The 18,745-nt window shown below is 67.0% G+C and carries 20 protein-coding genes; 4 read left to right on the top strand and 16 right to left on the bottom strand.

Going from position 1 to position 18,745, the window contains the following annotated elements:
* Positions 1–303, bottom strand: coding sequence for a hypothetical protein (locus AAHB17_RS00435; protein ID WP_342128433.1), 303 nt, complete (start codon positions 301–303; stop codon positions 1–3).
* Positions 304–317: 14 nt separating this feature from the next.
* Positions 318–782: a Spy/CpxP family protein refolding chaperone gene (locus AAHB17_RS00430; protein WP_342128432.1), complete on the bottom strand. Its 465-nt coding sequence runs from the start codon at positions 780–782 to the stop codon at positions 318–320.
* Between the two features lie 291 nt (positions 783–1,073).
* Here AAHB17_RS00430 and AAHB17_RS00425 point away from each other — a divergent pair, with 291 nt between their 5' ends.
* The gene (locus tag AAHB17_RS00425) at positions 1,074–2,042 is read left to right on the top strand and encodes a Bug family tripartite tricarboxylate transporter substrate binding protein (RefSeq protein WP_342128431.1); all 969 of its coding nucleotides are present in this window, start codon (positions 1,074–1,076) and stop codon (positions 2,040–2,042) included.
* Positions 2,042–2,410: a hydroxyisourate hydrolase gene (locus tag AAHB17_RS00420; protein ID WP_342128430.1), complete on the top strand. Its 369-nt coding sequence runs from the start codon at positions 2,042–2,044 to the stop codon at positions 2,408–2,410. Before AAHB17_RS00425 ends, AAHB17_RS00420 begins: the two co-directional genes overlap by 1 nt.
* Positions 2,411–2,453: 43 nt before the next feature.
* Here the strand turns inward: AAHB17_RS00420 and AAHB17_RS00415 are convergent, their stop codons facing one another.
* From AAHB17_RS00415 to AAHB17_RS00370, 10 genes are all read right to left on the bottom strand, one after another.
* On the bottom strand, positions 2,454–3,455 hold the full coding sequence (locus AAHB17_RS00415; RefSeq protein ID WP_342128429.1) for an aldo/keto reductase: 1,002 nt from the start codon (positions 3,453–3,455) through the stop codon (positions 2,454–2,456).
* 70 nt (positions 3,456–3,525) lie between these two features.
* Positions 3,526–4,473: a Gfo/Idh/MocA family oxidoreductase gene (locus tag AAHB17_RS00410; protein WP_342128428.1), complete on the bottom strand. Its 948-nt coding sequence runs from the start codon at positions 4,471–4,473 to the stop codon at positions 3,526–3,528.
* A gap of 40 nt (positions 4,474–4,513) precedes the next feature.
* Positions 4,514–5,383 carry a class III extradiol dioxygenase subunit beta gene (locus tag AAHB17_RS00405; RefSeq protein WP_342128427.1) on the bottom strand — a complete coding sequence of 290 codons (870 nt, stop codon included), beginning with the start codon at positions 5,381–5,383 and terminating at the stop codon, positions 4,514–4,516.
* A 1-nt stretch (position 5,384) separates the two neighbouring features.
* Positions 5,385–5,810: a protocatechuate 4,5-dioxygenase subunit alpha gene (gene ligA / locus AAHB17_RS00400; RefSeq protein WP_342128426.1), complete on the bottom strand. Its 426-nt coding sequence runs from the start codon at positions 5,808–5,810 to the stop codon at positions 5,385–5,387.
* A 2-nt stretch (positions 5,811–5,812) separates the two neighbouring features.
* Complete coding sequence (locus AAHB17_RS00395) at positions 5,813–6,745, bottom strand: amidohydrolase family protein (RefSeq protein WP_342128425.1); 933 nt, start codon at positions 6,743–6,745, stop codon at positions 5,813–5,815.
* A 9-nt stretch (positions 6,746–6,754) separates the two neighbouring features.
* Positions 6,755–7,753, bottom strand: a complete 999-nt coding sequence (locus AAHB17_RS00390; protein ID WP_342128424.1) for a Bug family tripartite tricarboxylate transporter substrate binding protein — start codon at positions 7,751–7,753, stop codon at positions 6,755–6,757.
* A gap of 38 nt (positions 7,754–7,791) precedes the next feature.
* Positions 7,792–8,787, bottom strand: coding sequence for a Bug family tripartite tricarboxylate transporter substrate binding protein (locus AAHB17_RS00385; protein WP_342128423.1), 996 nt, complete (start codon positions 8,785–8,787; stop codon positions 7,792–7,794).
* A 52-nt stretch (positions 8,788–8,839) separates the two neighbouring features.
* A complete protein-coding gene (gene ligK / locus AAHB17_RS00380) occupies positions 8,840–9,523 on the bottom strand; it encodes a 4-carboxy-4-hydroxy-2-oxoadipate aldolase/oxaloacetate decarboxylase (RefSeq protein ID WP_342128580.1) in 684 nt (227 codons plus the stop codon).
* 2 nt (positions 9,524–9,525) lie between these two features.
* The gene (locus AAHB17_RS00375) at positions 9,526–10,554 is read right to left on the bottom strand and encodes an amidohydrolase family protein (RefSeq protein WP_342128422.1); all 1,029 of its coding nucleotides are present in this window, start codon (positions 10,552–10,554) and stop codon (positions 9,526–9,528) included.
* A 43-nt stretch (positions 10,555–10,597) separates the two neighbouring features.
* Positions 10,598–11,287 carry a substrate-binding domain-containing protein gene (locus tag AAHB17_RS00370; RefSeq protein WP_342128421.1) on the bottom strand — a complete coding sequence of 230 codons (690 nt, stop codon included), beginning with the start codon at positions 11,285–11,287 and terminating at the stop codon, positions 10,598–10,600.
* 138 nt (positions 11,288–11,425) lie between these two features.
* Here AAHB17_RS00370 and AAHB17_RS00365 point away from each other — a divergent pair, with 138 nt between their 5' ends.
* Positions 11,426–12,343, top strand: coding sequence for a LysR substrate-binding domain-containing protein (locus AAHB17_RS00365; protein WP_342128420.1), 918 nt, complete (start codon positions 11,426–11,428; stop codon positions 12,341–12,343).
* Here AAHB17_RS00365 and boxA read toward each other — a convergent pair.
* From boxA to AAHB17_RS00345, 4 genes are all read right to left on the bottom strand, one after another.
* On the bottom strand, positions 12,337–13,626 hold the full coding sequence (gene boxA / locus AAHB17_RS00360; protein ID WP_342128419.1) for a benzoyl-CoA 2,3-epoxidase subunit BoxA: 1,290 nt from the start codon (positions 13,624–13,626) through the stop codon (positions 12,337–12,339). The two genes, AAHB17_RS00365 and boxA, sit on opposite strands and share 7 nt — an antisense overlap.
* Before the next feature lie 307 nt (positions 13,627–13,933).
* A complete protein-coding gene (gene boxB / locus AAHB17_RS00355; protein WP_342128418.1) occupies positions 13,934–15,361 on the bottom strand; it encodes a benzoyl-CoA 2,3-epoxidase subunit BoxB in 1,428 nt (475 codons plus the stop codon).
* 84 nt (positions 15,362–15,445) lie between these two features.
* Complete coding sequence (boxC, locus tag AAHB17_RS00350) at positions 15,446–17,107, bottom strand: 2,3-epoxybenzoyl-CoA dihydrolase (RefSeq protein ID WP_342128416.1); 1,662 nt, start codon at positions 17,105–17,107, stop codon at positions 15,446–15,448.
* Between the two features lie 129 nt (positions 17,108–17,236).
* Positions 17,237–18,160 (bottom strand): helix-turn-helix transcriptional regulator, encoded by a 924-nt coding sequence (locus AAHB17_RS00345; RefSeq protein ID WP_342128415.1) that lies wholly within the window; start codon positions 18,158–18,160, stop codon positions 17,237–17,239.
* A gap of 115 nt (positions 18,161–18,275) precedes the next feature.
* Between AAHB17_RS00345 and AAHB17_RS00340 the strand changes: the two genes are divergently transcribed.
* Positions 18,276–18,740, top strand: a complete 465-nt coding sequence (locus AAHB17_RS00340; RefSeq protein WP_342128414.1) for a DUF4863 family protein — start codon at positions 18,276–18,278, stop codon at positions 18,738–18,740.
* The last annotated feature ends 5 nt before the right edge of the window (positions 18,741–18,745 follow it).

Here is an 18,745-nt window from a genome sequence, read left to right as displayed (position 1 = left end):
TCAGGCGCCGCCGGCGCGGCGGTGGCGCAGGATCAGGCGGCGCACCTGGTGCTGGGCAGGCGCGGCCAGGGCATCGTAGCGGTCGGCGGCCGACAACAGCAGGGGCAGCACCGGCAGCGCGGCCTGGGGTTGGCGCTGCGACAGACGTGCCCACAGCCCCAGGGCGTGTTCGCGGTCGAAACGTGGCCCCCAGACCATGGCCAGCAGTTCGGCGTGGGGATCGTCGCTGCCGGCCAGCAGGGCCGGGCCACAGCAACGCACGCCCTGGGCCAGCTGGCGGGCCGGCAGCGACATGGGCGACATGGCCGGCCCGGCGCTCAACCGCGTCCCCAGCCGTGGCGTTTGTCCAGCTTCTCGCGCACCTGCTTCTGCTGCTCGGGGTTGAGGCTGTCGTAGAAGTCGGCCAGGGCGGCAATCACCTTGGGACCGGCCCCCTGCACCAGCTGGGCCTTCTGGTCGAGCAGGGCCTGGGCCCCGGCGCGGTCGAACTTGTCCTGGGCGATCAGGCCCTTGAACTGGGTCCGCGGATCGGCGCCCTGGCCGCGCCAGGCCTGGCGCTGCGCGATCAGCTCATCGGCCAGCACGGCCAGCTTCTGCTGCTGCGCGGTGTTGAGGTCCAGCTTGCCGCTGATGCGCTCGATGGCCTTGCCGCGCATCTCGGTCACGCGCTCGTCGCTCCAGCCTCGGCCATGATGGTCGCGCGAGCCGCAGGCCGACAGGCCGCCCAGCACCAGGGTGGCGCCGAAGGCGGTGAACAGGGTTTTCTTGATCCAGGGCTTCATGGCGGGGTCCTTTCCAGACCGTGTTGAACATGTCCGCCATGGTGCCGGCGCGGCCGCCGCAAGGGGTCTCGGCGCGGTATCGGTTTTTTTCGTTTTGTTTCAGCACCTGGGCACGGCAGCCGACGCTTTCCATGCTGATTATTGGAATGATGCGTATGGAAATAGGCGATGGACAGCAACACAGCAGGCTTGCAAACTGGAGGGCCCCGCGTCCGCTGGCTGTCGGCCAAGCGCTGCGGCACAGGAATTGCAAGTCCCATCCGGTCCACCCACGCCATCCAAGGAAGCCCCATGAACGCCCAACGCCGACTGCTTCTGGCCTGTGCCAGCGCCCTCCTGCTGCCCGCCGCCCACGCGCAGAGCTGGCCGCAGAAACCGATCAAGCTGATCGTCACCTTCGCCCCCGGTGGTTCCTCCGACATCGTGGCGCGCCTGCTGCAGCCCGGCCTGCAGGAGAAGCTGGGCCAGCCCGTGATCGTGGAGAACAAGCCGGGCGCGGGCAGCACCATCGGCGCGGCCGAGGTGGCGCGGGCCCCGGCCGACGGCTACACGCTGCTGCTGTCCAACACCGCGCCCATCAGCATCTCGCCCTTCATGATGGACAAGCTGCCCTACGACCCGGTCAAGTCCTTCGCCCACATCGCCTACATCGGCGCGGTGCCCAACGTGTTCGTGGTCCACCCCTCGGTGCCGGCCAAGACCATGCCCGAGCTGGTCGGCTGGATCAAGGCGCAGTCCAAGCCGGTGAACTACGGCTCCGGCGGCATGGGCTCCATCGGCCACATCGTGGGCGAGATGTTCAAGAACCAGTACGGCCTGCAGATGGAGCACGTGCCCTACAAGGGCTCCTCGCCCATGCACACCGACCTGCTGGGCGGCACGCTGCAGTTCGCGGTGGACACGCTGACCCAGAACGTGCCCTACATGAAGGACAACAAGCTGGTCGGCATCGCGGTGACCTCGCGCAAGCGCACCACGCTGTCGCCCAACGTGCCCACCGTGGGCGAGGCCGGTTTCCCCAAGCTGCTGGCCGAGAACTTCCTGGGCGTGTCGGCACCGGCCGGCGTGCCGCGCGAGGTGATCGACAAAGTCAACAAGGCGGTGGCCGAGGTGGTGGCCCGGCCCGACGTGGCCAAGCGCCTGGACGACCTGGGCGTCACGCCCGAGAAGATGAGCGCCGCGGAATTCACCGATTTCGTCACCAGGCAGGTGGCCGACTGGGCACCCGCGGTCAAGGCCTCCGGCGCGAAGCTGAACTGATGAGCGGCGGTATCTCCATCCATTGTGTGGACGTGGCCAGTGGCCGCGTGGCCGTGGGCCTGTCGGTTGGCCTGCGCCGCCTGGGACCGGACGGCCAGCCCACCGGGCCCTGGCTGGCCCAGGGCCAGATCGGCAGCAACGGCCTGCTGCAGCACCCGGCGCTGATGAGCGAGGCCATCACGCCGGGCGGCTACGAGGTGCTGTTCGCGGTGGGCGACTTCTACCGCGCCACGCAGCCGCAGGCGGCGGCCACGGGTTTTCTGGAACAGGTGCCTTACCGCTTCCACATCGTGGACGCGGCCCAGCACTACCACCTGCCCTTCAAGTTCACCGCCTGGGGCTTTTCATTGTTCCGTGGCGGCGCTTGAAGATGCCCCCACACTCCGCCGCTGCGCGGGTCGCTGACCCCCATCAAAACACCTCGGTGTCGACCTCGCTGTTGGCCTGGGCCGTGTAGCGGTTGCCGGCCACGGTGGATTCGTTGATCAGCGCCTCCAGCCGCGCCATCACCTCGGTCGACAGCTGGACACCATCGGCCCCGAGGTCGTCGCGCAAGTGCTCGACGTTGGCGGTGCCGGGGATTGGCAGGATGTGCGGCGCCTTGTGCAGCAGCCAGGCGATGGCCAGCTGCGCCGGGCTGCAGCCCAGTTCCTGCGCGATGGCCAGGTAAGGCGGCAGCAGGGCCAGGTTCCGGGCGTAGTTGTCTGGCGCGAAACGCGGCATGGCGCGGCGGATGTCCTTGGCGTCAAAAGCGTTGATGTCCAGCGGCCCGCACAGGAAGCCCCGCGCCACCGGGCTGAAGGCGACAAAGGCCACGCCCAGCTCGCGGCAGGCGTCCAGCACGGCGATCTCGGGGTTGCGCGTCCACAGCGAGTACTCGGTCTGCAGCGCCGTGATGGGATGGACCGCATGGGCCTTGCGCAAGGTCGTGGCCGACACCTCGCTCAGGCCGATGGTCTGGATCTTGCCGGCGCGCACCAGGTCGCTGAGCGCGCCCACGCTGTCCTCGATGGGCACCTTCTTGTCCCAGCGGTGCAGGTAGTAGAGGTCGATCACGTCGGTGCGCAGGCGCTTGAGCGCCGCCTCGCAGGTGGCGCGCAAGGTCTCGGGCCGGCCGTCGATCACACGCACCAGCTTGCCATCGCCGTTCACGTCCACCCCGCCCATGCCACATTTGCTGGCCAGGGTGAAACGGGATCGGTGGGCGCTCAGCACCTGGCCCACCAGGGTCTCGCTGGCGCCGAAGCCGTAGAGGGCGGCGGTGTCGAAGTGGGTGACACCGGCGTCCAGCGCCGCGAGCAGCACCCGCTCGGCCTGCTGCGCGGACACCGGCGCGCCGTAGGCGTGGCAGATGTTCATGCAGCCCAGGCCGATGGCGCTGACGGTGAAGGGGCCCAGTTGTCGTTGTTGCATGTGTGGTACTCCAAATGGAAACGGCCCCAGCCAGAGGCTTGGAGCCGTTGGGACAGCCGTTGCGAACAGCTTACAGCAGTTGCTGTTCCAGGTCGTGCAGCACCTGGTAGCAGGGCAGCACCTGCGCGATGCTCGAATTGGGTTCACGGCCTTCGCGGATGGCGGCGAAGAACTCGCGGTCCTGCAGCTCGATGCCGTTCATGGACACCGCCACCTGGGACACGTCGATCTTCTCCTCCTTGCCGCTGAACAGGTCGTCGTAGCGGGCGATGTAGGTCGCGCTGTCGCCGATGTAGCGGAAGAAGGTGCCCAGCGGGCCGTCGTTGTTGAAGCTCAGGCTCAGCGTGCAGATGGCGCCGTTGGCGGCCTTGAGCTGGATGCTCATGTCCATCGCGATGCCCAGGGTCGGGTGGATGGGGCCCTGCACCGCGTTGGCCTTGACGATGGGGCTGCCACACTGGTAGGCGAACAGGTCCACCGTGTGGGCGGCGTGGTGCCACAGCAGGTGGTCGGTCCAGCTGCGTGCCTGGCCCAGCGCGTTCATGTTGGTGCGGCGGAAGAAGTAGGTCTGCACATCCATCTGCTGGATGTTGAAGGCGCCGGCCTGGATCTTCTGGTGGACGTACTGGTGGCTGGGGTTGAAGCGGCGGGTGTGGCCACACATGGCCACCAGGCCGGTCTGTTGCTGCAGGGCCAGCACGGCCTGGCCTTCCTTGTAGACGTCACACAGCGGGATCTCGACCTGCACGTGTTTGCCGGCCTGCAAACAGGCCAGGGTCTGCGAGGCGTGCATCTGCGTGGGCGTGCACAGGATGACGGCGTCCAGCTCCTTGATCGCCAGGCTGTCGGCGAGGTCGGTGGTGACGTGTGGGATGCCGTACTTGTCGGCCACTTCGCGCGTCTTGTCGAGGTCGCGGCTGATCAGCGAGATCACTTCCACGTCGGGAATGTTCTTGATGCCGTCCAGGTGCTTGATGCCGAAGGCGCCGGCGCCGGCGAGTGCAACTTTGATGGTCATGGTCTGTCCTTACACATTTTTATGAAACCCGCCAGAGCGGTCAGAGCGGGTTCTCCAGGATGGCGTGGCCCACCGCCGTGTTGCTGGCGGGCACATGGTAGAAGCGGTGCTTGAGCACCGGCTTGGGGCCGCCGGCCACGTCGGCCATGGCGCCCCGCGCGATCAGCCACATCACCAGCTCGATGCCTTCGCTGCCGGCCTCGCGCACGTAGTCGATGTGGGGCACGGCGGCGCAGGCCTCGGGGTCGTTGATCAGCTTGTCCAGCCAGGCGTTGTCCCACTCGCGGTTGATCAGGCCGGCACGCGGGCCCTGCAGCTGGTGGCTCATGCCACCCGTGCCCCAGATCTGCACGTTGAGGTCCTGGTCGTAGCTTTCCACGGCGCGGCGGATGGCCTTGCCCAGCTCGAAGCAGCGGCGGCCACTGGGCACCGGGTACTGCACCACGTTGACGGCGAAGGGGATCACCGGGCAGGGCCAGGCGCCCTGGACCGGGTCCTGCTCGCCGAACATCAGCGACAGCGGCACGGTCAGGCCGTGGTCCACCGCCATCTTGTTGACGATGGTGAGGTCGAAGTCCTGCTGGATGACCGACTGCGCGATGTGGGCGGCCAGGTCGGGGTGGCCCACGACCTTGGGCACCGGGCGCGGACCGAAGCCCTCGTCGGCCACCTCGTACTCGGCCGCGGTGCCGATGGCGAAGGTGGGGATCAGGTCCAGGCTGAAGGCCGTCGCATGGTCGTTGTAGACCAGGAAGATGACGTCGGGCTTCTGCTCCTTGATCCACTGTTTGCCGTACTCGTAGCCGGCGAACACCTTCTGCCAGTAGGGCTCGTGGGTCTTGCCGAGGTCGAGCGCGGCGCCGATGGCGGGCACGTGCGAGGTGAAAACGGATGCGGTGATGCGTGCCATGTCAGTGTTTCCCTTGCGGCTGGCGGTGGGCCTGGGCGTCGCCGTCCTCGCCGACGTAGCGGTTGCCCTCGGCCGAGCGGCCGCCGTTGATCATCATGTCGCGGTATTCGGCTTCGGTCATGCCTGTCATGCTGCCCGCCATCTGCTGGAAGCTCTTGCCGTCGGTGGAGCCAATCTTGGCCAGGAAGTAGATGTTGCCGCCCAGCGAGATGGCGCGGTTCAGGTCACGGTCGAGCACGGCCTGCTTCTGCTCCTCGCTCATCGCCCACCCATCGAGGTAGGCGCGCTCATCGGCCTTGAACCGGGCGCGGTTCTCCGGCTTCATCAGGCTCATGCAGAACTGGTTGAGCCAGTAGCCCTTGCGGCTCTGTTCGGCGTCGAAGATGGTCGTGCCGGGCACGTCCAGGTAGGGTTTGTCGAGTGCCATGGTCAAACTTCCTCAGGCCAGTACAGACGCATCGGATTGTCGACCAGCAGCTTGCGCTGCAGCTCGGCCGTGGGCGCGATGTGGGGAATGAAATCCACCAGCAGGCCGTCGTCGGGCATGTGGTCCTTGAGGTTGGGGTGTGGCCAGTCGGTGCCCCACAACACGCGGTCGGGGAATTCCTCGACCACGCGGCGCGCGAACGGCACCACGTCGCGGTAGGCGGCCTGCTCGCCGTGCAAGGCCTTGGGGCCGGTGACCGACAGGCGCTCGGGGCAGCTCACCTTGCTCCAGACGTTGGGGTGCTGGCGCATGAACTTGAGGAACAGTTCGAACTCGGGCCCGTCGATGGGTTTGCTCACGTCGGGGCGGCCCATGTGGTCCACCACCACGGTGGTGGGCAACGCGGTGAAGAAGTCCCACAACTCGGGCAGGTCCACCGCCTCGAAGTAGATCACCACGTGCCAGCCGAGCTTGCCGATGCGCGCGGCGATCTCCATCAGCTCGTCCTTGGGCGTGAAGTCGACCAGGCGCTTGACGAAGTTGAAACGCACGCCGCGCACGCCAGCGGCATGCAGGGCCTGCAACTCTTCGTCCGTCACCGAGCGCTTGACCGTGGCCACGCCGCGCGCCTTGCCGCCGCTGGACAGGCAGGCGTCGACCATGGCGCGGTTGTCGGCGCCGTGGCAGGTGGCCTGCACCACCACGTTGCGCGCAAAACCCAGGTGGTCGCGCAGCGCGTACAACTCGGCCTTGCTGGCGTCGCAGGGGGTGTACTTGCGCTCCGGCGCGTAGGGAAACTCGGCCCCCGGGCCGAACACGTGGCAGTGAGCGTCCACCGCGCCCGCGGGCAGCTGGAAACGGGGCTTGGCCGGACCGGTGTACCAGTCGAGCCAGCCGGTGGTCTTGGTGAAATCACCCGTGGTGGGTTTGCTCATGGCGGCTCCTTATTCCAGTTCGATCTTGGCACGCTTGATGACGGCCGAGTAACGGTTGGCCTCGTTCTGGATGAACTTGGCGAACTGCGGGCGGTCCAGGTTCAACGGAACGTAACCGAAGGTCAGGAATTTTTCCTTGACGTCGGGGCCGGACAGGGCCTCGGCGATGTCCTTGCGGATTTTGTCCTGGATGGCGGGCGGCAGGCCCTTGGGGCCGGCGATGGTGTTCCAGCCGCTGACCTCGTAGTTGTTGGCCGGGCCACCCGATTCGGCCACCGTGGGCACGTCGGGGTAGGCTTCCATGCGCTTGGGGCCGGCCACGGCCAGGAAACGCAGCTTGCCGGCGCGGTACATCGGGCCGGCGGTGCCGGCCGAGCCGACCGAGAAGTCCAGCTCACCCGTGCCCACCGAGGTGTAGAGCTGGGTGGTCTCCTTGTAGAGCACGTGCTCGACCTTGATGCCGGCCAGCTCCTGCAGCTCTTCGACGCCCAGGTGCACCGGGTTGCCGATGGACCACGAACCGTAGTTGATCTTGCCAGGCCTGGCCTTGGCGTCGGCGATCAGCTCCGACATCTTCTGGTACTTGCTGTTGGTGGGCACCACAAAGAACAGGAATGACTGGAACAGCGGCGCGATGGGCTCGAAGTCCTTGCTGACGTCGTAGGGCAGCTTCTTGAACATGTAGGGGTAGGCCGTCAGGTGCACGCTGTCGAGCTGCAGCAGGTCATGGCCGTCGCTGGCGCCACGCTTGAAGGCGTCGATGGCGATGAAACCGTTGCCACCCGGTCGGTTGTCCACCACCACCGGCTTGCCCCACTTCTTGGACAGCTTGTCGGCCAGCAGGCGGGCGATGCCATCGGGGCCGCCACCCACGGGGTAAGGCGTGATCAGGCGCACGTTCTTGGTCGGCCACTCCTGGGCATGGGCCGGCAGGGAGGCGCCCGCCACGGTGGCCGCCAGTGCGGCTGTCGCCAGCAGGGCGCGGCGGGAAATGAAGGAAGCTGTCATGACGCAATGTCTCCGAATCTGTCTGAAAAAACCAACCATCAGTCCAGCGAAGCGCCGGCCTTTTTGATCACGTCGGCGAAGCGCTTGGATTCGCTGTCCATGTATTGCTGGAACTGCACCCGCGTGGGCGTGTAGCTCTCGTAGCCGAAGGAGACGAATTTCTCCTTCACGTCGACCTCGCTCAAGGCCTTCTCGATGTCGCGCTGGATCTTGTCGGCCACCGCCTTGGGCAGGCCCTTGGGCGCGGCGATGGCGGTCCAGCCGCTGACCTCGAAGCCCTTGGGGCCGCCGGCCTCGGCCACGGTGGGCACGTCCTTGTAGGCGGGCAGGCGCTGCGGGCCGGCAATCGCCAGGAACTTGAGCTTGCCCGCCCGGTACAGCGGACCGGCGGTGGCGCTGGTGCCCAGCGCGTAGGCCAGCTCGCCGGTGGCCACGCCGGTGTAGAGCTGCGAGGTTTCCTTGTAGATCACGTGCTGCGTGTCCACGCCCGCCACGGTGTCGAACAGGGCCGAGCCCAGGTGCACCGGGTTGCCCACCGACCAGGAGCCGTAGTTGAGCTTGCCCGGGTGTGCCTTGGCGTCCGCGATCAGATCGGCGACGTTCTTGTACTTGCTGTCGACCGCGGTGGTGAAGAAGAAATAGGTCTTGAACAGCGGCAGCAGGACATCGAAATCCTTGGCCGCGTCGTAGGGCAGTTTCTTGAACAGGTGGGGGTAGGCCGACAGGTGCACGTTGTCGAGCTGGATCAGATCGTGGCCGTCGGTGGCGCCGCGCTTGAAGGCGTCGATGGCGATGAAGCCGTTGCCGCCCGGGCGGTTCTCCACCACCACCGGCTTGCCCCACTGGCGGGCCAGCTTGTCAGCCACCAGGCGGACCACGCCTTCGGGGCCGCCGCCCACCGGGAAGGGCGTGATGATGCGCACGCTTTTGGTCGGGAAATCCTGGGCCTGGGCCGGCAGGCTGGCGCCCACCACGGTGGCCGCCAGGGCTGCGGCGGTCAGCAGGGCGCGGCGGGAAAAGGCAAGGGGTCTCATGTCCAAATGTCTCCGGATATCGGGATCAAAAACGCAAAATTCGGTCGATGTCTCAGTCGATGTATTTCAGGCCCGCGGCGGCCAGCGGCTCGCGCATCTTGTACATGTCCAGGCCCAGCACGCCGCTGGCGAGCTTGTCGCGCTTCTCGCCCTCGAAGCTCTCGCGCTTGATCGCGGCTTCCAGGGTCTTGGCGGCCAGCGCCTGGGGCACACAGACCACGCCGTCGTCGTCGGCCACGATCACGTCGCCGGGCGTGACCAAGGCGCCCGCGCAGACGATGGGGATGTTGACCGAGCCCAGGGTGGCCTTGATGGTGCCCTTGGACGAGATCGCCTTGGACCAGACCGGGAAGTTCATTTCCTTCAGGGTCTTGACGTCGCGCACGCCGGCTTCGATGACCAGGGCACGCGCGCCCCGGGCCTGGAAGGAGGTGGCCAGCAGGTCGCCGAAGTAGCCGTCGGTGCAGTCGGCGGTGACGGTGGCGATCACGATGTCGCCGGGCTGGATCTGCTCGGCCGCGACGTGCATCATCCAGTTGTCGCCAGGCTGCAGCAGCACCGTGACGGCCGTGCCCGATACCTGCACACCGGTCTGGATCGGGCGCATGTAGGGCTTGAGCAGACCCACGCGGCCCATGGCCTCGTGCACCGTGGCCGAGCCCAGCGCGGCCAGGCCATCGGCGGCTGCACGGTCCGCGCGGGTGATGTTGCGGTAAACAACGCCGAGTTCGTACATGGTCATTTCCCCTTTGCTTTGAGAGCGGCGTCCAGCCGCGGGAACACGCGGCGCGCGTTGCCTTCGTAGATCTTGTGACGGTCGTCGCCGACGACAATGGTCGAGGCCTCGATGTAGCGCTTGGTGTCGTCGTAGTAGTGGCCGGTCTCGGGGTCGATGCCACGCACGGCGCCGATCATCTCGCTGGCGAACAGGATGTTGTCGACCGGGATCACCTTGGTCAGCAGGTCGATGCCCGGCTGGTGGTAGACGCAGGTGTCGAAGAAGATGTTGTTGAGCAGGTGGTCCTTGAGCAGCGGCTTCTTGAGCTCTTGCGCCAGGCCCCGGAAGCGGCCCCAGTGGTAGGGCACGGCGCCACCGCCGTGGGGGATGATGAACTTCAGCGTCGGGAAGTCGCTGAACAGGTCGCTGGTCAGGCACTGCATGAAGGCCGTGGTGTCGGCGTTCAGGTAGTGGGCGCCGGTGGTGTGGAAACAGGCGTTGCAGCTGGTGCTGACGTGGACCATGGCCGGGATGTCGTACTCGACCATCTTTTCGTAGATGGGGTACCAGGACTTGTCGCTCAGGGGCGGGCTGGTCCAGTGGCCGCCACTCGGGTCCGGGTTGAGGTTGATGCCGACGTTGCCGTATTCCTTGACGCACTTCTCCAGCTCGGGGATGCAGGTGCGCGGATCGACGCCGGGGCTTTGCGGCAGCATGGCGGCCGGAATGAAGTGGTCCGGGAACAGCTGGGACACGCGGTAGCAGAGCTCGTTGCAGATGGCGGCCCAGGTCGACGAGGTGTTGAAGTCGCCGATGTGGTGGGCCATGAAGCTGGCGCGCGGGCTGAAGATGGTGAGGTCGGAGCCGCGTTCCTTCATCAGGCGCAGCTGGTTGGTCTCGATGGACTCGCGCAGCTCGTCGTCGCTGATCTGGAGATCGGCCACCTTGGGGCCCAGCTCGGGGGTCTTGAGGTTGGCGATCTGGGCGTTGCGCCAGTTCTCCAGCGCCTTGGGGGCGGTGGTGTAGTGGCCATGGCAGTCGATGATCATGGTGCGGCTCCTGTTGTTGTCGGTGAGGGTCGGGGAAGGTCGCTCAGGCGGCGTCCATGCCCTGGCGGCGCTTGGCCTCCAGCGCTTCGGGCGAGGCCATGTAGGCCAGCATCTCGCGCACCACGCCGGCCTGGGCCGAGCCCGTGCAGACGCCGGCCGAGAAGGTGGTGATGATCTGGATGGCCGGCGGCAGCGGGCCTGCCACGGTGATGCCGTCCAGGTGGATGAGTTCGCTCAGTTGCTGGAAACCCAGGTCGACCTCGCCCTTTGCCACCAGCGTGCCCACGGGCACGCCGGGCGGCGGCGTCACGATGCGGGACTGGATCGCCGCGGCGATGCCCCAGCGCTCGAACAGCTGGGCCAGGGCCACGCCGCTGGGACCGGTGGAGTAGCTGATGCGGGGCGCGGCCAGCACGGCGTCGCGCACGGCGGCTTCGCTGGACAGGTCGGGCAAGGGCGCACCTGCACGCACGGCCACCGCCACACCGGAGCGGACCAGGTCGACCTTGCTGCCGGCGTCCACACGCCCGGCGGCGATCAACTTGTCGATGGCGTCCGAGGCCAGCGCGACAACGTCGAAGGCCTCGCCGGCAGCGACACGCTTGGCCGCGTCGACACCACCGACCGATTCGAACACCACACGTTGGCCCGTGCGCTGCTCGAAAGCCGACACCAGGTCGGCCAGCACCTGGCGGGTGGCCATGGACGAAATGCCTCGGATGCTTGTGCTCATGGTGGCGTGGCGTGGTCTGCGGTTGGTCCAGCATTGTGGACACGGAGACCCCGAACGCCAAGCGGGCATGTTGGCTAGCAGCTATCACAATTCGGCATAATGAGAGTCGCGATATAGCTCCAACCACCCACCTGCCCCATGGACCTCAAGCAACTGGAATATTTCGTGCGCGTGGCCGAACTGGGCAGTTTCACCCGGGCCGCCACCGCGCTCAACATCGCCCAGCCGGCGCTGAGCCGGCAGGTGCGGCTGCTGGAGGTGGAGTTGCGGCAGAACCTGCTGGTGCGCAATGGCCGTGGCGCCACGCCGACCGAGGCCGGCAAGCTGCTGCTGGACCACGGGCGCGGCATCCTGCACCAGGTGGAGCGGGCCAAGGAGGAACTGGGGCGTGTGCGGGGTGCGCTGGCCGGCCGGGTGGCCATCGGCCTGCCCACCAGCGTGGCCAAGGTGCTGACGGTGCCGCTCACGCGCGAATTCCGCCAGCGCCTGCCCGATGCCTCGCTGTCGATCAGCGAGGGCCTGTCGTCGAGCATGCTCGACGGCCTTCTGTCGGGCCGCCTGGACCTGGTCGTGCTCTACAACGCCATGCCGTCGCCGGAGATCGAACTCACGCCATTGATGGAGGAAGACCTGTACCTGGTGCAACGGCAGGGCACGGCGGTGGGCGAGGACGGCATCACGCTGCGCGAGGTGGCTCAGCTGCCGCTGGTGATCCCGACCCGCCCCAACGCCATCCGCATGCTGGTCGAGACCGAACTGGCCAACATCGGCTGCCGGCCGCAGATAGCCCTCGAAATCGACGGCGTCAGCGCCATCCTGGACCTGGTCGCCGACGGCGCCGGCTGCGCCCTGCTGTCGCGCAACGCGGTCCTCACCTCGGCGCAAGCCCATTCGCTCGTGCTGCAGAAGGTGCATTCGCCTCGCTTGCGCACCCGCCTGAGCATTGCCATCAGCGCCCAGCGCCCAGCCACCCTGACACAACAGGCCATGCTGGAGCTGATCGGGCCGATGGCGGCCCGCTTCCTGGGCGAGGGCCAGCCGCAGCCGGCTCAGTAGGTCTCGAGGTGCAGCCGGCCTTCCTTCTTGAGCGAGGCCCCCACTTTTTCCCAATCCATGCCGGCGCCCTGGGCCACGTCGCGCAAGGCCAGCACCACGCCCTCTTCCATGCTCTTGAGGCCACAGACGTAGAAGTGGCTGTTGGGGTCGGCCAGCATCTGGGCCAGGTCGGCCGCGCGCTCGCGCATCAGGTCCTGCACGTAGCGCTTGGGCTGACCGGGCGTGCGCGAGAACGCGAAGTGGATGTCGATGAAGTCCTTGGGCAGGTTCTGCAGTGGGCCGAAGTAAGGCAGCTCCTGCTGGGTGCGGGCGCCAAAAAACAGCATCAGCTTGCCACCTTCGAACTTGCCGGAGGCACGCAGCCGGCGCCGCCACTCGGTCATGGCACGCATGGGGGCGCTGCCAGTACCGGTGCAGATCATCACGATGTGGCTGCGGGGGTGGTTGGGCATCAGGAAGCTGGTGCCGAACGGTCCCATCACCTGCACCTGGTCGCCCACCTGGAGGTCACACATGTAGTTGCTGGCGACGCCGCGCACGGGCTGACCCTGGTGGTCTTCCAGCACCCGCTTGATGGTCAGCGAGAGGTTGTTGTAGCCGGGGCGTTCGCCGTTGCGCGGGCTGGCGATGCTGTACTGGCGCGCGTGGTGCGGCCGGCCCTTGTCGTCGGTGCCGGGCGGGATGATGCCGATGGACTGGCCTTCGAGCACCGGGAAAGGCATGCCGCCAAAATCCAGCACCACGTGGTGGGTGTCATAGTCGCTGCCGCCTTCGCCGCCCACCTCGGTCACCCGCACGTTGCCCACGACGGTGGCGGTGATGGACTTCTCGGCCGCCTTGGGACCATAGAGGTTGGTGTAGGCGTGTGCCGCCGACCAGGGCGGCAGCGTGGCGCCGTAGGCGGCGCTGTTGAACACCGGTTCGCCGGGGGCGGCCAGGGCGCTGGGCGCCGGCTCGGGCGCCGCCACGGGCTCGGCTTCACCGCTGGCGCCGTCCGCCACCAGGTCGGCCGGACTCAGCTCGGCGGGCAGGACGTCCCAGCTCAGCTGCTCGGCCAGGCTGTAGGCCTTGACCTTGAGCACCTTGCGGTAGTTGTCTATGCTGCCCGTGGGGCAAGGCGAGATGCAGTCGTTGCACCAGTTGCACTTGTCGATGTCCACGACATAGTTGCGCGAGTCGTGACTGATCGCACCCACCGGGCAGATGGACTCGCAGGTGTTGCAGCGGATGCAGATTTCGGGGTCGATCAGGTGCTGCTTGACGACAGCGGCAGGGGCGTTCATCGTAGGTCTCCGTACTTCTGGGGTGTGCGCTATTGTCTTGCAGGGTGCCGCGTTTGGGTGACCTGGTGGCGCCGCATGGGTTGGGGTGACTGGCTCCGTTCGTGTCCCCCGCCGGCCTGCGGCCGGCTCCTCCTTTACCTCACTGCGCCAGCCACCCCAACCCATGCTCGGTAGCGCGCGCGGCGGGAAACAGAGCCACACTCTCCGAAAAGCGTGCCTCACCCGGGAACACCACGGGTCCGGCTCCGCCGGCCCGTAGGTGTTGCCCCCTGGGGGGTGACGCGCCCCTAGGCGCGGCGCGGGGGGGTCAATTGAACCGGACGTACTCGAAATCCACCGGCTGGCGGTTGATGCCCATCACCGGAGGCGCGATCCAGTTGGCGAACTTGCCGGGATCGACCACGCGGCCCATCAGGCTGGCGACAAAGGCGCGGTCGCCCTCGCTGGGCAGCCAGTTGTCGCGGTTGGCGCTCCATTCGGATTCGGAGATCACGCGGCCGTCCGGCGCCACCTTCACGCCCTTGAGCAGGCCGATGTTGCGGTGGAAGGCTTTGTGCGGCACGGTCAGGCGCACGGGGATGCCGGCCTTCTCGATCACCTTGTTCCAGCGCTCCACGCCGCCCACGCTGTCCTTGATGTAGTCGTCGCGCAGCACTTCGTTGAGCGCATTGAGCATGGGCACTTCTTTTTCGACCAGCTGGCCGTTCTGCACGTTGAGCACCTTGTAGAACTGGCCACGCAGCTGGTGGTCGTCGGTGCGTTTGCCTTCTTCGTAGCGGCCCTTGAGGCCGGTGCTGTAGAAGGTGGCGGCGTTGCTGGACTCGTCGGCACCGAAGAGGTCGATGGTCACCGAGAAGTGGAAGTTCAGGTAACGCTGGATGGTGGGCAGGTCGATCACACCGGCGGCGCGCAGCTTGGCCGGGTCGTCGGTCTTGAGCTCGTTCATCACCTGGCAGGTGCGGTTGATCACGCGGCTCACGCCCGATTCGCCCACGAACATGTGGTGGGCTTCTTCGGTCAACATGAACTTGGTCGTGCGCGCCAGCGGGTCGAAGCTGGACTCGGCCAATGCGCAGAGCTGGAACTTGCCGTCGCGGTCGGTGAAGTAGGTGAACATGAAGAAGGACAGCCAGTCGGGCGTCTCTTCATTGAAGGCTTCGAGGATGCGCGGGTTGTCGGCGTTGCCGCTGTTGCGCTCCAGCAGGGCTTCGCCTTCTTCGCGGCCGTCCTTGCCGAAGTACTTGTGCAGCAGGTAGACCATGGCCCACAGGTGGCGGCCTTCTTCCACGTTGACCTGGAACAGGTTGCGCAGGTCGTACTGGCTCGGGCAGGTCAGGCCCAGGTGGCGCTGCTGCTCCACCGATGCGGGCTCGGTGTCGCCCTGCGTCACGATGATGCGGCGCAGGTTGGCGCGGTATTCGCCAGGCACGTCCTGCCAGGCGGCTTCGCCCTTGTGGTCACCGAAGTGGATCTTGCGGTCCTGCTCGGCGGGGTTGAGGAAGATGCCCCAGCGGTAATCGGGCATCTTGACGTGGCCGAACTGGGCCCAGCCCTGCGGGTCCACGCTGATGGCCGTGCGCAGGTAGACGTCGAAGTTCTGCGAGCCGTCCGGGCCCATGTCGTTCCACCAGTTCAGGTAGTTGGGCTGCCACTGTTCGAGCGCGCGCTTGAGCGTGCGGTCCTCGGCCAGGTTCACGTTGTTGGGAATCTTCTCGCTGTAGTCGATGCTGGACATGGTGAGTCTCCTGGGATTTCAACGGTGGAAGGGGTTCGGTTGCGGCGCGCCACCCGGTCCGCGCCGCACAACGAAAACGGTGGTTTAGACGCGGTTCCAGTCGAAGGCGGCCTTGTCGCCCTTGCCATAGACCTTCAAGGCACCCTTTTCGCCGACGGCGTTGGGGCGCTGGAAGATCCAGTTCTGCCAGGCGGTGAGACGGCCGAAGACGCGGGTGAACATGTTCTCGGGGCCGTTGAAGCGCAGGTTGGCTTCCAGGCCGGTCAGGGCGTCGGGCGACATGGCCACGCGCTCTTCGATGGCGATTCGGATCTCGTCGGCCCAGTCGATGTCGTCGGGGTTGGCGGTGACCAGGCCCACGGCGAAGGCGGCGTCGGCGTCCAGCGCCTGGCCGGCCCGGGCGCGCACGGCGTCCAGCGCGGGGGCTTCGTCGTAGAAGCGGCGGCCCAGGCGGCTCTGGCCGGTGACCATGGGGTAGAGGCCGAAGTTGGTGTCGCCCACGGTGATCTTGGGTGCGGCGGCTTCGTCGTCGGGCAGGGCCAGCATGTAGCTGCGGTCGCAGGCCAGGGCCAGCTCCAGGAAGCTGCCGGCGAAGCAGGTGCCGCTGTCGATGAGAGCAAACAGGCTGCGCGAGGACACGTCCAGGCGGCTGTAGGTGCGGCGCAGCAGGCCGATGGTTTCGCGCACCAGCCAATGATTCTTGTTTGCCATCAGCACGGCGTCCATGGCCAGCACGGCGGCGGCGTCACCGGCGGTCTTGATCAGCCAGGTGCCGATGTCCAGCTCGTTGGTGCGCATGTGCAGGATGGCGTCTTCGAGTTCGCGGCCCATCTGCAGCGGGTACCAGGCGGCGCCGGCCGCTTCGATGCCGGCCACGTCCGACGGCTGGGCGCCGGTGGGCGCCTTGACGGTGAAGGTGGCGGTGCGCTTGGCGCGGTCGATCTCGACCGACACGTGGGCGTAATGCAGGGCATCGGCCGCCACCGTGCGGGCCAGGCGGGGCAAGCTCACACCCTTGGCGTCGGCCGGGCGGTCGCTCTGCGCGGCCAGTTCCAGCGCGCGCTCCTGCACCTTGGCGGCAAACTGCGCCGGCTTGGCGATGTGGTCGACCAGGCGCCAGTCCTTGGCTTTCTGGCCGCGCACCCCTTCCACGCTGGTGCAGAAGATGTCGGCCAGGTCGTGGCGCACCTTCTTCTTGTCGGTCACGCGGGTCAGGCCGCCGGTGCCAGGCAAGACGCCCAGCAGCGGCACCTCGGGCAGGCTCACCGCGCTGCTGCGGTCGTCCACCAGGATGATCTCGTCACAGGCCAGGGCCAGTTCGTAGCCACCGCCGGCGCAGGCGCCGTTGACGGCGGCCAGGAACTTCAGGCCGCTGTGGGTGGACGAGTCTTCCAGGCCGTTGCGGGTCTCGTTGGTGAACTTGCAGAAGTTCACCTTCCAGGCGTGGCTGGACACGCCCAGCATGAAGATGTTGGCGCCGGAGCAGAACACCTTTTCCTTGGCGCTGGTCACCACCACGGTGCGCACTTCAGGGTGCTCGAAGCGCACGCGGTTGATGGCGTCGTTCAGTTCAATGTCCACGCCCAGGTCGTAGCTGTTGAGCTTGAGCTTGTAGCCGGGACGCAGACCGGCGTTTTCGTCGAAGTCGGCCGACAGCGTGGCCACCGGGCCGTTGAAGGCCAGCTTCCAGTGCCGGTATTGCGAAGGATCGGTCTGGTAATCGACTTGGGGTGCGGCGTTGCTCATGGGGTCTCCTCGGGCGGACGGTGTTCGGTGCGGCGGATCGCGGGACGGCACAGCGCACCCGCTGATATGCATCATATTGCATTAACTCAAGGTTTGCAACATGACAGGTGCATTTTTATGCACTATTTTTCAGGTTGGCAGCTTCAGCGCCTCCCGCACCAGGGTGCGCAAGGCCACAAAGGTGGGCTGCAGCGGCTGGGCGCTGGTGTCGAGCTGGAACTCGGCCTTGGAATAAAAGGCCGCACGCCCGGCCAGGATGCCTTTGAGGTCCTCCATCGCCTCGGAGCTGGCGGCCATGGGCCGCATGTCGCCCTGGGCCGCCACGCGTTTCATGTGGTCTTCGGGCGCGGCCTGCAGCCACACCGTGGTGCAGTGGGCCAGCAGGAGGTTGAAGGTGGCCGGGTCGGACACCAGGCCACCGGGCGTGGCGATCACCGCCTCGGGGTAGATCTGTATCGCCTCCTCCAGCGCCCGGCGCTCGTAGCGGCGGTAGGCGTTGACGCCATAGAGGCCCTGGATCTCGGAGATGCTGCAGCCAGCGAATTTCTCGATCTCGCGGCTGAGCTCGACAAAGGGGAAATCCAGGTCTTCGGCCAGCAGGCTGCCCAGCGTGGTCTTGCCGGCGCCGCGCAGGCCGATCAGCGCCACGCGCGAGCTGCGCCCGCCCGCACCCGCGTTGGCGCCGCCCGTGCCCAGCATCTCGCCCACGGCCACGCGCACGCGGCGCAAGGTGTCCTCGTCGCGGCGCTCCAGCAGTTCGCGGATCATCAGCCATTCGGGCGAGGAGGTGGTGATGTCGCCAATCAGCTCCGCCAGCGGGCACTGCAGCGCCTGCGCCACCTGCAGCAGCACCAGGATGGAGGCGTTGCCAACACCGTATTCGAGGTTGGCCAGGTGGCGCTCGGACACGTCGGCCGCGGCCGCCAGGCCCTTGCGGGTCATGCCACGGCGCGCGCGCAGGGCGCGCACACGCTCGCCGAGGGCGGTCAGAAAGGGGTTCTTGTCTTCGTCTGTCGCGGCCAGCACGGCGGCAGACACAGAGTTTTCGCTCATAACATGCAATATAGTGCTTGACACCGTGGGCGCGATTGCCTACAGTGCAGACGCACAATACTGCATCTTCTGCATCCCGGCAAGCCTGCAGCCCCCGTTTCGAGGAGACCCTTGCATGACCCCCGCCCTGTTTCGCGATCAGATCGCCAACCTGACCACCCAACTCGCTGGCCGGCCACTGGACGCCACGCTCGACACCTGGCTCAACCAGACCCACGGCGTCGGCAGCGTCACCTACACCGCCCTGCGCGCCAGCTGCGAGGCCGGCGTGCGCGACGGCTGGCTGTGCGACCGCGAAGGCGGCGGCATACGCTACGGTCGCATCTTCAAGCCCGCGGACGACCTGCACGGCTTTTCGGTCGACGTGGTGGACATGCAGGACATCGCCGGCCCGCACCACACCCACCCGCAGGGCGAGATCGACCTCATCATGCCGCTGGACGCCGACGCCTGTTTCGACGGCCGCCCGGCCGGCTGGCTGGTCTGCCCGCCCGGCAGCGCCCACCGCCCCACCGTGAGCCAGGGCCGCGCCCTGGTGCTCTACCTGCTGCCCCAGGGCCAGATCGAATTCACCCGCTGAACCCC

The sequence above is a fragment of the Hydrogenophaga sp. OTU3427 genome, from assembly GCF_038440225.1.
Taxonomy (GTDB): domain Bacteria; phylum Pseudomonadota; class Gammaproteobacteria; order Burkholderiales; family Burkholderiaceae_C; genus Hydrogenophaga.
Note: the sequence above shows the minus strand (reverse complement) of the source record. Positions and strands in the feature narration are given on the sequence as shown.

Coding starts and splice junctions, on each gene's coding strand:
- AAHB17_RS00435 (WP_342128433.1), bottom strand. CDS start 303: ATGTCGCCCATGTCGCTGCCGGCCCGCCAGCTGGCCCAGGGCGTGCGT.
- AAHB17_RS00430 (WP_342128432.1), bottom strand. CDS start 782: ATGAAGCCCTGGATCAAGAAAACCCTGTTCACCGCCTTCGGCGCCACC.
- AAHB17_RS00425 (WP_342128431.1), top strand. CDS start 1,074: ATGAACGCCCAACGCCGACTGCTTCTGGCCTGTGCCAGCGCCCTCCTG.
- AAHB17_RS00420 (WP_342128430.1), top strand. CDS start 2,042: ATGAGCGGCGGTATCTCCATCCATTGTGTGGACGTGGCCAGTGGCCGC.
- AAHB17_RS00415 (WP_342128429.1), bottom strand. CDS start 3,455: ATGCAACAACGACAACTGGGCCCCTTCACCGTCAGCGCCATCGGCCTG.
- AAHB17_RS00410 (WP_342128428.1), bottom strand. CDS start 4,473: ATGACCATCAAAGTTGCACTCGCCGGCGCCGGCGCCTTCGGCATCAAG.
- AAHB17_RS00405 (WP_342128427.1), bottom strand. CDS start 5,383: ATGGCACGCATCACCGCATCCGTTTTCACCTCGCACGTGCCCGCCATC.
- ligA (WP_342128426.1), bottom strand. CDS start 5,810: ATGGCACTCGACAAACCCTACCTGGACGTGCCCGGCACGACCATCTTC.
- AAHB17_RS00395 (WP_342128425.1), bottom strand. CDS start 6,745: ATGAGCAAACCCACCACGGGTGATTTCACCAAGACCACCGGCTGGCTC.
- AAHB17_RS00390 (WP_342128424.1), bottom strand. CDS start 7,753: ATGACAGCTTCCTTCATTTCCCGCCGCGCCCTGCTGGCGACAGCCGCA.
- AAHB17_RS00385 (WP_342128423.1), bottom strand. CDS start 8,787: ATGAGACCCCTTGCCTTTTCCCGCCGCGCCCTGCTGACCGCCGCAGCC.
- ligK (WP_342128580.1), bottom strand. CDS start 9,523: ATGTACGAACTCGGCGTTGTTTACCGCAACATCACCCGCGCGGACCGT.
- AAHB17_RS00375 (WP_342128422.1), bottom strand. CDS start 10,554: ATGATCATCGACTGCCATGGCCACTACACCACCGCCCCCAAGGCGCTG.
- AAHB17_RS00370 (WP_342128421.1), bottom strand. CDS start 11,287: ATGAGCACAAGCATCCGAGGCATTTCGTCCATGGCCACCCGCCAGGTG.
- AAHB17_RS00365 (WP_342128420.1), top strand. CDS start 11,426: ATGGACCTCAAGCAACTGGAATATTTCGTGCGCGTGGCCGAACTGGGC.
- boxA (WP_342128419.1), bottom strand. CDS start 13,626: ATGAACGCCCCTGCCGCTGTCGTCAAGCAGCACCTGATCGACCCCGAA.
- boxB (WP_342128418.1), bottom strand. CDS start 15,361: ATGTCCAGCATCGACTACAGCGAGAAGATTCCCAACAACGTGAACCTG.
- boxC (WP_342128416.1), bottom strand. CDS start 17,107: ATGAGCAACGCCGCACCCCAAGTCGATTACCAGACCGATCCTTCGCAA.
- AAHB17_RS00345 (WP_342128415.1), bottom strand. CDS start 18,160: ATGAGCGAAAACTCTGTGTCTGCCGCCGTGCTGGCCGCGACAGACGAA.
- AAHB17_RS00340 (WP_342128414.1), top strand. CDS start 18,276: ATGACCCCCGCCCTGTTTCGCGATCAGATCGCCAACCTGACCACCCAA.